The sequence below is a fragment of the Microbacterium sp. Ld4 genome (genome assembly GCF_045066555.1).
GTDB lineage: Bacteria > Actinomycetota > Actinomycetes > Actinomycetales > Microbacteriaceae > Microbacterium.
On the sequence record NZ_JBISHE010000011.1, the window covers coordinates 106622 to 118804 of the forward strand.

The following is a 12183-nucleotide window of genomic DNA, read 5'->3' on the forward strand; positions in this document are numbered from 1 at the left end:
CGCTCCGCATGATCACGGAACTTCTGCTCAGCGGTGAATCGTTGCGGGTCGTAGAACCTCGCGCCGCACCCGGAACATGTGTAATGCCACATCAGCGGCTGACCCGGTTGTACTTATCGCGGAGAGTGCTCTCCTGGACCTTCACGCGCCGGCCGACTGCTTCCGGGTTGCGGGGGTGGACCTCGGTGCGGATCCGGTAGTGCGTGTTCCGGAGTCGGTGGTACTCGGTGCGCTCCTGTTTCGTGCGGCCGCAGACGACGTCGGGGCCCGCGTTCACCTTGGCGATGCGGTCGCGTCCGCACTGGTCGAGGCCGAGGACCTCGATGACTTCCACGATGCGGCCCGCGTCGCGGGAGTCGCGGGTTTCAAATCGGTCGCCGACCTCGATGGGTCGGGTGTCGTTTCTGGTCATTCGTCTGCTCCGATCTTCGGGACGCGGGCGGTGTGCCCGTTCTCGAAGTAGACGGTCACGGTCGGTGAGTAGTCGGCGAGCACAGCGGTCACGGTGCGGTCGGGGAAGAACCCTTGGTAGGGCGCGACCGGGACGCGGCGTCTGTTCGGGTCGATCATGGTGGTGTCTCCGTTCATGCGGCGAGGGGGAACGCGGGATGGGTGCGCCCTGCGTAGAGCCGCCGCTCGGCGGACCTCACGAGGGGTGCGATCGCTTTCGCGACGGCCCGTTGCACGGCCGCGTCCATGGAGCCGCCGTGCAGAGCGAGGTAGTCGTCGAACGGGCGCTGGCAGTAGTCGACGGTCGTCGGGTATCGGGCGCTGCAGTCACCGCATTGCCACGTCTTCATGCGTTCGCGATCTCAAGCAGCACGTCTGCGTGGCACGGCTGGTCGAGCGGGCAGAAGCACATGAGGTTCTTGCCGCGGAGGGTTTCGATCTCGTTCCGGCGCGGGATGAACGGGTAGCTTGGCTCGGCCACCCAAATGTGCCCCTCGACCGCATCACGGTACAAAGCGACAGCATGCGCCCGGTCCCGGACGATGATGCTCTGGCGTTTCGAGTTGTCCACAATGACGCCCGTCGCGTCGTTGATGATTGCACGCTCGCCGATTCGGAACGGGTTCCCGTACCGGCTTGGGCGGGCGACGCGAACAGTGTTTCCTGGCTTGCGCCACCCCTTCGTGCGGCGCTGCTGGATGCGTTCAGGCATTGGTCCTCCTTGGGACGAATCTGGGCGGGCAGGTGGTGCACACGCGCTCCGCGTGAGGCTTTCCGTACGTGCGGATTTCGACCACGTCGTGGCCCTCGTGTTCGGTCTCGTTGAACGGTGCGTGCTCGAAGGTTCGCGCGAGGAGGGTCCGGTACTCGCGTTCCCACCACTCCGGCGTCTGATCGAGCTCGGCGCGGATCGAAGCGGGGACGGGTGCACGTCGAGGGTGCGGCTCGAATGGCGGATCCGCTCGACGGATCGTCCGTGCGGTGTTGATCATGGTGTCGACGAGCGAGAGGCCCGTCGCGTCCTGCGAGGTCTTCACTTCGTCACCCCGATCGACTGGAGCGCCTTCCGGGCATCCCGGAGCGCGTCCTGCGCGAGCCCGAGCTGCCCGACCTTGTGGCGCAGGATGCTGTCGACCTGCTTCTCCGCGAGGAGGAAACGGCCAAACGACTCTCGGAGCTCGCCCACGCTCGCCGCAGCGTGACCGTAGGCGAAAGTCCCTTCCACGATGCGGATGCCGAGGATGTCGGTGACCTCGGCGAGGAGGGCTTCGGCGCGGTCGGCGCGCTGCTTCTGCCACTCCCCTGACCCCTGGTCGTAGCTGAGCCGGCGGCGCACCTCCTCGTCGAGAGCGGCGTGATGTTCTGCGCGAAGCGTGGCGACGCGCTCCTGGACGGCGCGCATCCGTTCGGTGTCGGCCTTCTGGATGATCGCGTGCGTTGCCTTCCACGATGGCTGCCGGTCCTCGTGACGGGTGGCTTTCACGATGACATCCATGCGGGTCTTCGTGCGAGGGTTCGGGCTCGGGACGATCAGGCCCCACCCGTGCGGGAGTTCCTCGGGCCGGACGATGGTGGTGTCGGGGGCGACGATCCACCACTCGTGGACGTTCTGCTCCCACGTCTCGGCTTTCGCGGGCTGGTCGAGTTCGGCGAGCCAGTCCGACCGGGCAACCTTCACCTCGTAGCCGCGGAGGTACTTGCCGCGGCTGCCGAAGAACCCGCAGTACAGGCCGTCGATGCGGCGTGAGTCGAGGGACACTTCGGTCATGAACATGCCGCCGGGCATGTCGTCGCCGGGCTTCACGATCGAGGCTCGGAGTCGTTCAATCAGCGCCTTCGCGGTCATCTTCGTCGCGCTCATCGCTGCCCCCTCTCCCCGAGCAGCGCCGTGGCTGCGAGTTCTGCGGCATCCTGCCGGGTCGTCATGCTCAGCCACGGGATGCCCGCCAAGGCGATGAGGTTCGCGATGCGCTGCTGCTCAACCTGCTCCGCCCGGCCCTGACGGTACGCGCGCGCCCATTCGCTTTCGCGTTCACCGGTCATCACTGCTTCCGATCTCCGAGATGCGGGTCTGGTAGCAGAGCGGGCAGGTGTCGTAGAAGATCCCGCTGAACGCCTTGCCGTTGCGCCGCCACTCGTGTGCGTGGTCGGATGCTGCGACGTCGCGTCCCTGCAGGAAGCGACCCACGAGCAGTCCCCAGCATGGGTCGCAGAGCCGGATCTCATCGTCCGAGCGGATGAAGCCGTCACGCGGTCCTCCGCTGCGGGTGTACTGCGTGCCACTGATGCGGATGAACGATTGAAACGTGATCTTGGTGGTTCGCTGGATCAAGCCCCAGAACGTGGTGCCGCGGACGTTGTCTACCGTCTCGGCACTCTCGCCGCACCGCTTGCACTTATGCTTCGACGTCATCCCTGCTCCCCCTCTCCGACAGGCACCCGGAGAGCGGCTTCGAGAGCGGCATCCGCAACCTCGGCGACGTTCGCGATTGTCGAACCGCCGAGAAAGTCTGAGCGGGGGGTGATCACAGCGGTGTCATCGATCGCGGCTGCGACCTTACGTCGCATCTCGTCGGTGATCTCGGGTTCCGGGTGCTTCCGGTATCCAGCGAGGAACCCCGCGGTGAAGTGACGCACGGCATACGGCCGAACCTCATGGTGCGGGTACTGGGCCTCAACCGCTTGCGCCAGCGCCTCGCGTTCGTCGTCTCGTGCTTCCCGTCCGGTCATCGCTGGGCACCCTTCGCCATGAGCGCGTTGATCGCGCTGATCATTCTCTGCAGGCGTTCCTCTGCCTCGTCGCGCTGGGTGAGCGCTGCGTCGAGTTCCACGACCTGCTCGGGGGTGATGTCGTAGCCGACGATCACGCGGTCCTTGCCGTCCTTGAACTGCACGCCAGACATCACGACCACCTCTCCGCGCTTCGGGACGGGGGAACGCACTACGCGCCCCCAATCGCTGGAAAGCTTTGACTGCGTCGGGGCCTGTTCGGTCATGGTGTCTTCTCCTTGTGGCACGGGCATCCGCACCGGGTTGGTTGATCGGTGGTGTGGTCCCACGCTTCGCCGAGGCAGGCGCGGTGCTTGCCGGACGCGCAGTCCGGGTCGAGTGCTGTCATGAGCGCTCCGAGGGTTCGGGGGCGGGCACCATGTCGGTGCCCGCCCGTACGGTTAGTCGCGTCCTCCCCAGTAGTGGAGGTACGAGGTCACGACGACCCCGACGATGCAGATGTAGAGAAACAGCTGCGTTCCGGCGAACAGGGCGGTGTAGTCCATGAGGACTCCTCAGGTGAAATGCGACGAGCTCTCGAGCGACGTCCGCCTGAGTGCTGCGGAGCTTCGGAACCCGGGGAGTTCGGTTGAACTCTCCGAGTCCCCTATGCGCGACGCTTGAAAACTCGAACGGCCCGGATCAGACCGTCCTGCGCCACCCCTGCGGCAACCTCAGATCGTGGCGGCGGATTCGGCTTCGAGCACGTGGAACGGAACCGGGTTCGTGTACAGCGAGAACCGTCGGACGTGGCACTCGTCCTCACAGTCCGTGGACCGGCACGCTTCGTGATCACCCGTGGTGCACTCGTCCGAGGTGCGGGACTTCTCCGCGTGCCACCGGCGGGGACGTTTCCCCTCCGCCCGGTCCTGCTCGGCGATGATCCCGCGTAGGACGGGCTCGTACTTCCCCACCCACACGAAGTAGTCCTCGTGATACCCGCACCCGGGGGTGACGCATTCGATGAGCAGCTCGTCGAGGTACTCGACCGGCGCCCGCCTGTACAGGGACCGGCCGCACGTCTGCCCACCCTTCGGGCACAGCATCCAAGGCACGTGCCGCCACGTCGCTTCACTGTCCGGCCACCGGCGGATCGCGGTCTGCAACCGGCGGACCATCACCACCGCCCGTTTCGCGCCCTCCCGGGTGTTCACGATCGCATCGAGGTCAGCCCACTCCGCGACGGCCGTATCGGATCGGCCGCGAGCCTGCTCGATCGTGTCCGTCGACGGGATCGGTGACGCACCGAGCGCTTCGAGCAACCCGTCCGCCGCGACCCACGTATCCGGGATCAGGATCGACCGTTCCATCGACGTCGACACCCGCTCCCCGATCGGCTGCGCCGGTTTCTTGATCGACCGGAGATGCACGACCATCTCCCCCACCCGCCCCAGAGCGTCCCCCACCTTCCGGTAGCACGCGACGCACAAGAACCCGTGGGATGCGACCCGGGGCACGCACCCACGGCACGTGTCGTCCGAGCAGACCGCGTAATGCGCCGGCACCCACGCATCCGTCGTCTCGTCATACACCTTCTGGATACACCGCCGAGGCTTATCCAGCGGATGCAGGAGATCGAGGTCGTTCGAAATGCAGAATCTGTCGTCAGCCATGAGGGCCTTTCGTGAAGCGGGCGCACCCGCGGAAGAGGAAGTTGCGCGAGCCGGTGAATGACCTCACGCCGCTATCGCGAGTAGGAACTCGGCGACGGCGTGGCCGAGGTCGCGCGCGGCGGGCGGGGTGACCGCGTTGCCTGCCTGCTTGACCTTGTCCCGCTTTGATCCGACGAGGTGGTAGTCGGCGGCGAAGCCCATGCCCATCTGGATCTCGTGGGGTTCGAGCATGCGGAAGCCGGCGTCGTCGACGTCCAGCGAGACCGGCGCTGACGGTTCGAGCAGCGACTGGTGGCCACCGGTCGTGAGCGTCCGGATCGGCTCGGTGATGGGCGTTGTCATCTCCGCGCCGCCGAGGTTGTTCCGCATGACGAGCGCGTGGTGGTTGCCTTCGGCGCTGACGGTGTCGATGGGGTGCGTCGTCGGCTTGGCGACGCCGTGATTGCGCATCGGGATCAGTAGGCCAGTCTCGTTCCGGGTCGACTGCGTGCGGATGGGATCTGCCACAGAGGCCGCGGCCTTTCCCTCACGCCCTTCCACCGGGATGAGGAGCGAGGCGTGCGTGCCGCCCGCGACGATCGACGGCAGCGCCCGCGAGATCGGCTCGGACCTTGACGCGTCCGCGCCGCTGACGTGGTTCACGATGAGCGGCGGAACGGCGATGCCGTGTTCGGCCGACCCCGTCTGGACGGGCATCGGCTCGTCCGTGCCGTTCACGCGGAGGTAGTTCGACCCGGTCGTGATGCCGTCGTACGTATTCCCCGCGGCCTTCGCGATGATAGGCGCCCAGTGCCGCTCGATCCCACGCCGGATGCGCTCACGCGTCTTCGGGGCGAGGGGCTTCGACCGGTCGCCGATCCGCTGTGCGGGGATTGACCAGTCGATGATGCTCGACGCGGGCAGCCACCCGGGCTCGACGACGGCCCAGCATTTCGGGCACCGGTAGAGGTACTGCGCCCGGTACCGGCCCCACTGCTCGGTCTTCTTGAACGCCTGCGAGGCCTGGATCTCGCCGTGCTCCAGGCACAGCGCCATCGGGCTCGTCCACTTCGCGACGTTCGGCGCGGGGTGCTCCTTCGTGGCGAGATCCTTCCGCCACATCACGATGTACATGCGGTCGCGGGACTGCGGCGCGGGGAGCCCGCCGATCTGCGCGTGCATCGAGTTCAGCCACACGATGCGCATCTGGTAGCCGAGGGACTCCATCGCGAGCTGCCATGCGGGGAACTGGTCCCAGCGGGCCGCGTCGACGACGTTCTCGAGGATGATCGCCATGTACCGGTGGTGCTCGGCAAAGCGGGGGATGTCCCACATCGTCGCGCGGGACCGGTTCGCGGCTTCGTCTTCCTGCGGGCGGGTGCCGTCGAGCTCGAACAGTCCGAGCTCGCGCGACTGGTGACGCTTCACGCCCTTCGCGATCGAGTGGTTCGTGCATTCCGGGCTGCCCCAGAGGACGTGCGTGCGGGGAAAGTACCGCGGCTCGACCTGGGAGATGTCGGCCTGCGAGTGGTCCGTCTCGGGGTGGTTGATCTGATGGGACTCGATCGCCTTCGCCCAATGGTTCGCCGCGATGACGACCCGGTAGCCCGCCTCGACGAGCCCGGAGGATGACCCGCCAGCGCCACAGAACAGATCCGTGACTGTGAGTCCGTTCCAGGGGACGGCCGGCATCCGATAGCCGACCGGAACGGCGGATGCGGGCGTTACGTGATCCCGATCGAGAATGTCGTTCTGCACTGGGGTCCCTTCGTGAGCAGCCGCCGATAGAGTTCGGTCCGTGGCTGCAAAGTTGTTCATTGTCATGGGGGCTCTGGCGCTCGTTCTCTCAACGGTCGCGATCGTGCTGTTCGCGCCCACGTGGAAAGACACCGTCCCGGCATGGATCGGGGGTGTGGGCGGTGTGCTTGGGGCGCTCGCGAGCCTCTACGCGATCGCGCTGGCCGTGGAGGCGAACACAGAGCACGTCTCGTGGTCGACAATCGCTACACGGCACGGGAAGACCGGTGTCCCCCAGGCGTACGCGGTCGTCAACGTGTCCAAATCGACTGTCGCGCGCGTGCTGTCAGTCGATGACATGACAGGCGACATCGGCGGTGCGCTCGGCGAGAAGATTCAGCCGCCGTTCCAGGTCAATCCCGGAGCGTCATTCCCCATCGCAATCGACCGGACGCTCGCGAATACGTCGCCGACAGTCGCGATGATCACATGGGTGGAGCGCCGGTGGACCGCCAAAGGCTTCAAGTCCCGGCGGTCCACCCAGTACGTCTACCTCTGAGCTAACGCTGGTAGGCCGGATCGTTCCGGCACGGGACGTTGCTGGGACCGTATGGGGTCCTGCAGTTCCCGCACACGTGCCGGGCGGGCTCCACGGCTCGCTTGATGTTCTCCAGCCACCGTGCGTCGTCGTCGGTGATCCGGTACGTGCCACGGTTCACCATGCGGCACCGTCCTGCCCCGGGATGGGTGCGACGTCCCAGGTCGGTTCGGGACCGTACGCATCGTCGGGCGGTGTCTCGTCGGTGGGTTCCGCGGTAGGCGGGTCGTGGCGGGCGATGAGGCGCACCTCGTTCAACGACCGTCGGATGATCGGCTTCAAGCCAGCGGGGCTCTGGTAGCTGTCGATCTTGTCGCTGTAGTTCCCGGCGACGGTGACCCGGTCCCCCATGGTGACGTCGAGGTCGGCCCACACGGTGACCTCGGACGGGTACTTCGCTTTCGGGTTGAGGACGTGGAGGACGGCAGCGGTTCCGCCGCGGTGCGCGAAGGTTCTCTTCACGGTGCCGGTGAACTCGGTCTTGTCTTCGGTCATCGGTTGATCCGTTCTGCTGTGAGCTGGTCGACCTCATCGGGTCGGTGGCTGATGTCGGTGACGGTGACCTCGAAGTGAGGTGTCTCGTCGGGGCGGTACTCGATGCGGGGGTGCATCTTGGTGACGAACTCGGGTGAGTCGTCGGGGACGATCCGTGCGGAAACCCCACGGTCGGAGGCGAGAGCGTCCCAGCACGCCTTAGCCAGCGGCGCCAGGTTGTCGTCATCGCGTTTCCGGTGGTCCTTCACGACCCAGACGAGTTCGACCTGAACGCGCTGCAGCTGCGGGATGCCAGCGGAGCGGGCGAGGGCGACGACCAGGTTCCTGACCTCAGCCGTCGACCTTGCCTTCGTCCGCCAGTGAGCCCGGTCGTTCGCCGATAGCCCCTTGGGTGGTCGTGAGTAAGCGAGGGCAAGTACCCACTTCACGACGCGTCCTCCCAGTCGCCGAACATGGTCGGGTGAAGCGGCTTCCGCACACGGGCGAGGATCAGGGGAAGGTGATCGGCTTCGAGCTCGATCAGGTCGACCTCCATGCCCTCGAGCAGCGCAGCCTCACCGGTCGTCCCGGACCCGGCGAACGGGTCGAGTACGCGCCCGCCGGGGCGGGTGACGAGGCGGATGAGCCAGCGCATCAGCTCGAGCGGCTTCACCGTCGCGTGCACCGTGCCGTCGACATTCGGACGCTCCGATGTGGGGGCCTTCGCCTCGTACCGAAACGTCGGGAAGAAGCGGGATGCGCCGCCTTTGTCGCCGTAGGTAGCGCCCGACGTCACGAACTCGCCGCGCTTCCCGTAGATGTCGCCACCGGAGGACTGCGCGCGCGTTCCGGCGCGCATCATGCCGCTCGACAGCACGCCCGACTGCGCGTCTAGTGCGCCGGCCTGCGACTCATCCAGGAGCACGTTGGACGGCCAGCGGCCAAGCTGCTCTGCCTTCGCGACGTTCGCTTTCACCCGCTCGGCGTGAGCCGCAACCTCTTCCGCGTCCTTCATCCACGGCCGATCCCAGCCTTCGGTCTTCGTCGCGAGGCCCGCACCCGACTCCGCACCGCCGCCGAGCTTGTCGGTCGTGGCGGTACGAGTCGCGTCGATGTTGAGCGCCCCAGTGCCGTGCGCAAGGACGTTCGCCGCGACGGTGCCGCGGAACGGCTTGCGGGCGACGACGATCGGCTCGAAGGCGGGCTTGAGCGCGGTTCCCCAGCCCTCCCACTCCACGGCCTCCGGGGTGTGGGAGGTCGTCTTGGCCTTCCCTGTTCCGGCCGCTGTCACGCCAGACTCACCGCGGGTGATGCCTGCACGGTGCGTCCCGACGACGGCACGTGCGGCGAAGTTCGCTGACTCGACCGTGCGCTCGGCGACGAGCTCCTCAATGCGGGTGGGGACAGGGGGAAGGGACGGGCGAAGCTTGTCGAACAGGTCAGCTGTCGCCACGGCGGGCTGCGTCGGGTGCGTGGTGAGGTGATGGCCCATGTCCGTGCCGGTGAGCTCGTTCACCCGCTGCGGTGACAGATGCAGCCGAAGCCAGCTCTGAAACTCCTCCGCGCGGGTGAGACGATCGCGCGCAGCGTCCAACTTGTCGATTGCCTGCGCGACATCCATCGACTTCGGGAAGCCGGATCCGTACATCCACGCGATCGAGTCGCGCACCTCGAAGCCGGCATCCTCGATCGCCACGGCGACGCGGTGCCAGGTTCGGGTGCCGCCGAAGGCGAGCAGGTGCCCGCCCGGCTTGAGGACGCGGAGGCACTCACGCCACACATCGACGTTGTAGGCGATGCCGGACGAGTCCCAGCCCTTCCCCATGAAGCCGAGCTCGTAGGGCGGGTCAGTCACGATCGAGTCGAACGATGCATCCCCGAACGTCGGGAGCAGGTCGAGGTTCGACCCGTGCCAGAGCCGGAGGCCGCCGTCTTCGTAGTGCGGGATCATGCGACACCCCGCATCCAGTCCGCGAGCGGCGCAACGCGCATCCCGAGGGTCGCGGCAACGTTCACCTCAAGGCGGGCGCCGCCGGACGCCTCCCAACCGGGGAGGAGCGCCACGCCGTCGCAGCGGATCAGCTGCGCCAGTCCCGCTCGGAGCCACCCGTGGTAGTCGCCCGGGGTGGGGTTCTCGTTCGTCGACGGGTCTTCAACTTCGTACCCTCGTGCGAGAAGCTCGGCGGCCGCGTCGCGGAACGCGGGGTAGTTGAAGTCGGGAAGGCCGGTCATCGGGCCTGCGACGTAGAGTCTCTGAGCATCCATTCGTGCTCCGTTCTCCCGTTCCCGGGAATGAGAAAGACCCTCCGATTGGGAGGGTCTAGGTGATGGTGGGGTCAGGCTGCGGACCTGATCCATGACGCGAGGTCTGGTCGTTTGTGGCGTTCCGCTTGCCGGCGGAGCGATTCGAGCGTTTGCGGGAACGCGGCGATCGCGACGGTCGCTGGTTCGCCGAGTGAGTACAGGTGCGCGAGTTCCGCGACGACCCAACCGTGAGCGTCCGCTTCAGTGTCGATGTCGGGGTGCTCGTCCGGGTTGGTGATGTCGTCCCAGTCGAGGGGGCCCCCCCATCCCGAACGGCGTGCGTGGGCTTTCGCTTTCGAGACGCTCACCCGCTCCCCCTTCGTCGTGGTCGCGGGGGTCCTGAACGCGAGGTCGGTGTACAGCTTCGCGACCCTGGACTCCGTGACACGCGTCACGGTGTCCGCTCGCGCCCACCGCCACACCAGAGAGTGATCGAGGCCGAGGTGCCGACCCATCGCCGCGGGCGACCAGCCCATGCACATCAGCGCTTGCAGCCGCCGTCGCGTCACGAGGGCGGGAACATCGACGTACGCGAGCCGCTGCGTGGGGACGGTGCGCCGCCACCTTTTGTAGGCAGACGCTCGACCACGGCACGCATCACACCGGCACCGGTGCCCCGTGTAACACGTCGACGACTTCGCGTGCCCATGATCGGGCGGGCACACCGCACCCGCCTTACGCGCCGGCATGATCCCTCAGATGCCGGAGGAACCGGGTCATCTGCTCCGTCTTCGCGTCATACGCTTTCCGGATCGTCACCGAAGGCGGATCCACCCACGACTCCCGACGCACCAGTCTGCGCCGACGCTCCCGATCGTTCACGAGCTCATCGATCTGCAACGCGAGATCCAGCCCCGCACTCACGACGCATACCCCTCGAAGTCGCGTTTCACTAGGGTGAGGACGTCAACGGCTGACAGGTCCTCAATGTGTCGCCGGTCGCACGGCTCGGTCACCTTCTCGACGCGCTGGATGCCGTACTTCTCGCACAGCGCGAGGATCGTCCGCCGCACGGCATCAGCGTTCGGTGAGCTGTAGCCGCTCGACGTGCCCTTGAGCGTGTCCAAGGAACGGATGCACCCGGCGAGAGCGTCAGCTTCGGGCACCCGCACCGGGTCCCGCGGCACGCTCGCTCGCAACGCATCGATTTCCCGGACAACACGGTTGAGCTCGGCGAGTAGTTGAGCTTTCGTTCGGCGATCCTCGTGGTCTGTCATGAGTGGTTCCCTCATCTCACTTCGCGGGCCGTGATGTTCTTCACGAACTCGCGCTCGATCTTGTAACCGGGGTTCTTCCCCGGGCATCGGTTGTGGGCGTGCTGACGGGGCGTGCCGTCCTTGCGGCGGAGCAGCATCTGGCCACACCGTTCGCACGGTGCGTGGCCGCACTCGTGGTGATCCGCCATGCGCTTCTTGGTCCACCCGGCGAGGTCGCCATCGATCGTGAACCCGCACTCTTCGCAGCGCCACACGGTGTAGCGGCGGTGCTGCCCGTAGGGGCCACCCCAGCCACCGTCTTCCCGCACGACGATGAAGCACACGTACCGCTCCCCCACCTTCGGGAGGTTCACGATGCGAGCCCGTTCTCGTCGATGAACTGCTGGATCTCGGCTGGCGACTTGTTGACGGAGCCGAGGACGTACTCGTGAGGCGTCTTCCGTATCCGCCCAGCCCGGTCGAGAATGCTTGCGGCGACTCGGAGGGCTCCCGCGGCGTTCACTGTCCGCTCGGTTCGGGCGTGGATGTGAGCTATCAGCTGGTCAGGGCCGATGCCCAGCCCGGATAGAACTGAGCGTGGAACTGAGTCCGTCTCGGAATCGCGCGGTTGAGTACTAGAGAGACTCTCTAAGTCTTGGAGGTCTGTCCCTGACCTTGACTCTGACCTTGACTCTGGTTTGCTCTGGGTTCCTACGGAACCCGCGTGGGTTTCTCTGGGTTTCGGCGGTCTGCCACCCTTCGAACCGTTCTTCCGGCTCACCTCAGCGAGGCGTTCACGATCGGACGTCGTGAACTGGTGTTCGGCGTAATCCCTCAGCACGTAGGTGTCACCGTCGCGCAAGAGCACCGGGCGCGTCGGGTGTGAGGCGAGGAGTTCGGCGAGGGTTTCGGGCTTCCACATGAACTCCGCGTCGGGAGCATCGATCCGGCCGTCGGATTCGGCGATGCGTGATTCACCGTTCGCTTCGACGAACGCGCGGAACGCGGCGTCGCTGAGTCTGGCGATCTTCGGGTGACGGTGGAAGTCGATCGGGAAGGTCAT

General features: G+C 66.5%; 21 protein-coding genes. 1 reads left to right on the forward strand and 20 read right to left on the reverse strand.

The window, feature by feature from the left end:
* Positions 1 to 91: 91 nt before the first annotated feature.
* The 12 genes from ACJJV7_RS07750 to ACJJV7_RS07805 all read right to left on the reverse strand — a co-directional run bounded on the left by ACJJV7_RS07750 (position 92) and on the right by ACJJV7_RS07805 (position 6569).
* Positions 92 to 412: a hypothetical protein gene (locus ACJJV7_RS07750; RefSeq protein WP_405375953.1), complete on the reverse strand. Its 321-nt coding sequence runs from the start codon at positions 410 to 412 to the stop codon at positions 92 to 94.
* Positions 409 to 588 carry a hypothetical protein gene (locus tag ACJJV7_RS07755; RefSeq protein WP_405375951.1) on the reverse strand — a complete coding sequence of 60 codons (180 nt, stop codon included), beginning with the start codon at positions 586 to 588 and terminating at the stop codon, positions 409 to 411. The genes ACJJV7_RS07750 and ACJJV7_RS07755 overlap by 4 nt, the downstream gene beginning before the upstream one ends.
* Positions 585 to 800: a hypothetical protein gene (locus tag ACJJV7_RS07760; RefSeq protein WP_405375949.1), complete on the reverse strand. Its 216-nt coding sequence runs from the start codon at positions 798 to 800 to the stop codon at positions 585 to 587. The genes ACJJV7_RS07755 and ACJJV7_RS07760 overlap by 4 nt, the downstream gene beginning before the upstream one ends.
* Positions 797 to 1162, reverse strand: a complete 366-nt coding sequence (locus ACJJV7_RS07765) for a DUF4326 domain-containing protein (RefSeq protein ID WP_405375947.1) — start codon at positions 1160 to 1162, stop codon at positions 797 to 799. Before ACJJV7_RS07765 ends, ACJJV7_RS07760 begins: the two co-directional genes overlap by 4 nt.
* A complete protein-coding gene (locus ACJJV7_RS07770; protein WP_405467841.1) occupies positions 1155 to 1487 on the reverse strand; it encodes a hypothetical protein in 333 nt (110 codons plus the stop codon). Before ACJJV7_RS07770 ends, ACJJV7_RS07765 begins: the two co-directional genes overlap by 8 nt.
* Positions 1484 to 2311: a hypothetical protein gene (locus ACJJV7_RS07775; RefSeq protein ID WP_405375945.1), complete on the reverse strand. Its 828-nt coding sequence runs from the start codon at positions 2309 to 2311 to the stop codon at positions 1484 to 1486. The genes ACJJV7_RS07770 and ACJJV7_RS07775 overlap by 4 nt, the downstream gene beginning before the upstream one ends.
* Positions 2308 to 2493, reverse strand: a complete 186-nt coding sequence (locus ACJJV7_RS07780; RefSeq protein WP_405375943.1) for a hypothetical protein — start codon at positions 2491 to 2493, stop codon at positions 2308 to 2310. The genes ACJJV7_RS07775 and ACJJV7_RS07780 overlap by 4 nt, the downstream gene beginning before the upstream one ends.
* Positions 2483 to 2863 carry a hypothetical protein gene (locus ACJJV7_RS07785; RefSeq protein ID WP_405375942.1) on the reverse strand — a complete coding sequence of 127 codons (381 nt, stop codon included), beginning with the start codon at positions 2861 to 2863 and terminating at the stop codon, positions 2483 to 2485. Before ACJJV7_RS07785 ends, ACJJV7_RS07780 begins: the two co-directional genes overlap by 11 nt.
* Complete coding sequence (locus ACJJV7_RS07790) at positions 2860 to 3180, reverse strand: hypothetical protein (RefSeq protein WP_405375940.1); 321 nt, start codon at positions 3178 to 3180, stop codon at positions 2860 to 2862. Before ACJJV7_RS07790 ends, ACJJV7_RS07785 begins: the two co-directional genes overlap by 4 nt.
* Positions 3177 to 3446, reverse strand: a complete 270-nt coding sequence (locus ACJJV7_RS07795; RefSeq protein WP_405375939.1) for a hypothetical protein — start codon at positions 3444 to 3446, stop codon at positions 3177 to 3179. Before ACJJV7_RS07795 ends, ACJJV7_RS07790 begins: the two co-directional genes overlap by 4 nt.
* Before the next feature lie 447 nt (positions 3447 to 3893).
* Entirely contained in the window at positions 3894 to 4676 is a 783-nt protein-coding gene (locus tag ACJJV7_RS07800; protein WP_405375937.1) for a hypothetical protein, read from the reverse strand.
* A 219-nt stretch (positions 4677 to 4895) separates the two neighbouring features.
* Positions 4896 to 6569: a DNA cytosine methyltransferase gene (locus ACJJV7_RS07805; RefSeq protein ID WP_405375935.1), complete on the reverse strand. Its 1674-nt coding sequence runs from the start codon at positions 6567 to 6569 to the stop codon at positions 4896 to 4898.
* A gap of 40 nt (positions 6570 to 6609) precedes the next feature.
* Here ACJJV7_RS07805 and ACJJV7_RS07810 point away from each other — a divergent pair, with 40 nt between their 5' ends.
* Positions 6610 to 7107, forward strand: coding sequence for a hypothetical protein (locus tag ACJJV7_RS07810; RefSeq protein WP_405375933.1), 498 nt, complete (start codon positions 6610 to 6612; stop codon positions 7105 to 7107).
* 156 nt (positions 7108 to 7263) lie between these two features.
* Here ACJJV7_RS07810 and ACJJV7_RS07815 read toward each other — a convergent pair whose 3' ends face one another.
* From ACJJV7_RS07815 to ACJJV7_RS07850, 8 genes are all read right to left on the reverse strand, one after another.
* Complete coding sequence (locus ACJJV7_RS07815) at positions 7264 to 7641, reverse strand: hypothetical protein (protein ID WP_405375931.1); 378 nt, start codon at positions 7639 to 7641, stop codon at positions 7264 to 7266.
* Positions 7638 to 8069, reverse strand: coding sequence for a hypothetical protein (locus tag ACJJV7_RS07820; RefSeq protein ID WP_405375930.1), 432 nt, complete (start codon positions 8067 to 8069; stop codon positions 7638 to 7640). Before ACJJV7_RS07820 ends, ACJJV7_RS07815 begins: the two co-directional genes overlap by 4 nt.
* Positions 8066 to 9571 carry a DNA methyltransferase gene (locus tag ACJJV7_RS07825; protein WP_405375928.1) on the reverse strand — a complete coding sequence of 502 codons (1506 nt, stop codon included), beginning with the start codon at positions 9569 to 9571 and terminating at the stop codon, positions 8066 to 8068. Before ACJJV7_RS07825 ends, ACJJV7_RS07820 begins: the two co-directional genes overlap by 4 nt.
* Entirely contained in the window at positions 9568 to 9885 is a 318-nt protein-coding gene (locus ACJJV7_RS07830) for a DUF4406 domain-containing protein (protein WP_405375926.1), read from the reverse strand. The genes ACJJV7_RS07825 and ACJJV7_RS07830 overlap by 4 nt, the downstream gene beginning before the upstream one ends.
* A 71-nt stretch (positions 9886 to 9956) precedes the next feature.
* The gene (locus tag ACJJV7_RS07835) at positions 9957 to 10232 is read right to left on the reverse strand and encodes a hypothetical protein (RefSeq protein ID WP_405375924.1); all 276 of its coding nucleotides are present in this window, start codon (positions 10230 to 10232) and stop codon (positions 9957 to 9959) included.
* A 552-nt stretch (positions 10233 to 10784) separates the two neighbouring features.
* Positions 10785 to 11141, reverse strand: coding sequence for a hypothetical protein (locus ACJJV7_RS07840; RefSeq protein ID WP_405375923.1), 357 nt, complete (start codon positions 11139 to 11141; stop codon positions 10785 to 10787).
* An 11-nt stretch (positions 11142 to 11152) separates the two neighbouring features.
* Positions 11153 to 11494 carry a hypothetical protein gene (locus tag ACJJV7_RS07845; protein ID WP_405375921.1) on the reverse strand — a complete coding sequence of 114 codons (342 nt, stop codon included), beginning with the start codon at positions 11492 to 11494 and terminating at the stop codon, positions 11153 to 11155.
* Positions 11491 to 12183, reverse strand: coding sequence for a hypothetical protein (locus ACJJV7_RS07850; RefSeq protein ID WP_405375920.1), 693 nt, complete (start codon positions 12181 to 12183; stop codon positions 11491 to 11493). The genes ACJJV7_RS07845 and ACJJV7_RS07850 overlap by 4 nt, the downstream gene beginning before the upstream one ends.

What these genes read in the sequence shown, in the direction of transcription:
- ACJJV7_RS07750 (WP_405375953.1), bottom strand. Translation starts at nt 412, where the DNA reads ATGACCAGAAACGACACCCGACCCATCGAGGTCGGCGACCGATTTGAA.
- ACJJV7_RS07755 (WP_405375951.1), bottom strand. Translation starts at nt 588, where the DNA reads ATGAACGGAGACACCACCATGATCGACCCGAACAGACGCCGCGTCCCG.
- ACJJV7_RS07760 (WP_405375949.1), bottom strand. Translation starts at nt 800, where the DNA reads ATGAAGACGTGGCAATGCGGTGACTGCAGCGCCCGATACCCGACGACC.
- ACJJV7_RS07765 (WP_405375947.1), bottom strand. Translation starts at nt 1,162, where the DNA reads ATGCCTGAACGCATCCAGCAGCGCCGCACGAAGGGGTGGCGCAAGCCA.
- ACJJV7_RS07775 (WP_405375945.1), bottom strand. Translation starts at nt 2,311, where the DNA reads ATGAGCGCGACGAAGATGACCGCGAAGGCGCTGATTGAACGACTCCGA.
- ACJJV7_RS07780 (WP_405375943.1), bottom strand. Translation starts at nt 2,493, where the DNA reads ATGACCGGTGAACGCGAAAGCGAATGGGCGCGCGCGTACCGTCAGGGC.
- ACJJV7_RS07785 (WP_405375942.1), bottom strand. Translation starts at nt 2,863, where the DNA reads ATGACGTCGAAGCATAAGTGCAAGCGGTGCGGCGAGAGTGCCGAGACG.
- ACJJV7_RS07790 (WP_405375940.1), bottom strand. Translation starts at nt 3,180, where the DNA reads ATGACCGGACGGGAAGCACGAGACGACGAACGCGAGGCGCTGGCGCAA.
- ACJJV7_RS07795 (WP_405375939.1), bottom strand. Translation starts at nt 3,446, where the DNA reads ATGACCGAACAGGCCCCGACGCAGTCAAAGCTTTCCAGCGATTGGGGG.
- ACJJV7_RS07815 (WP_405375931.1), bottom strand. Translation starts at nt 7,641, where the DNA reads ATGACCGAAGACAAGACCGAGTTCACCGGCACCGTGAAGAGAACCTTC.
- ACJJV7_RS07825 (WP_405375928.1), bottom strand. Translation starts at nt 9,571, where the DNA reads ATGATCCCGCACTACGAAGACGGCGGCCTCCGGCTCTGGCACGGGTCG.
- ACJJV7_RS07830 (WP_405375926.1), bottom strand. Translation starts at nt 9,885, where the DNA reads ATGGATGCTCAGAGACTCTACGTCGCAGGCCCGATGACCGGCCTTCCC.
- ACJJV7_RS07840 (WP_405375923.1), bottom strand. Translation starts at nt 11,141, where the DNA reads ATGACAGACCACGAGGATCGCCGAACGAAAGCTCAACTACTCGCCGAG.
- ACJJV7_RS07850 (WP_405375920.1), bottom strand. Translation starts at nt 12,183, where the DNA reads ATGACCTTCCCGATCGACTTCCACCGTCACCCGAAGATCGCCAGACTC.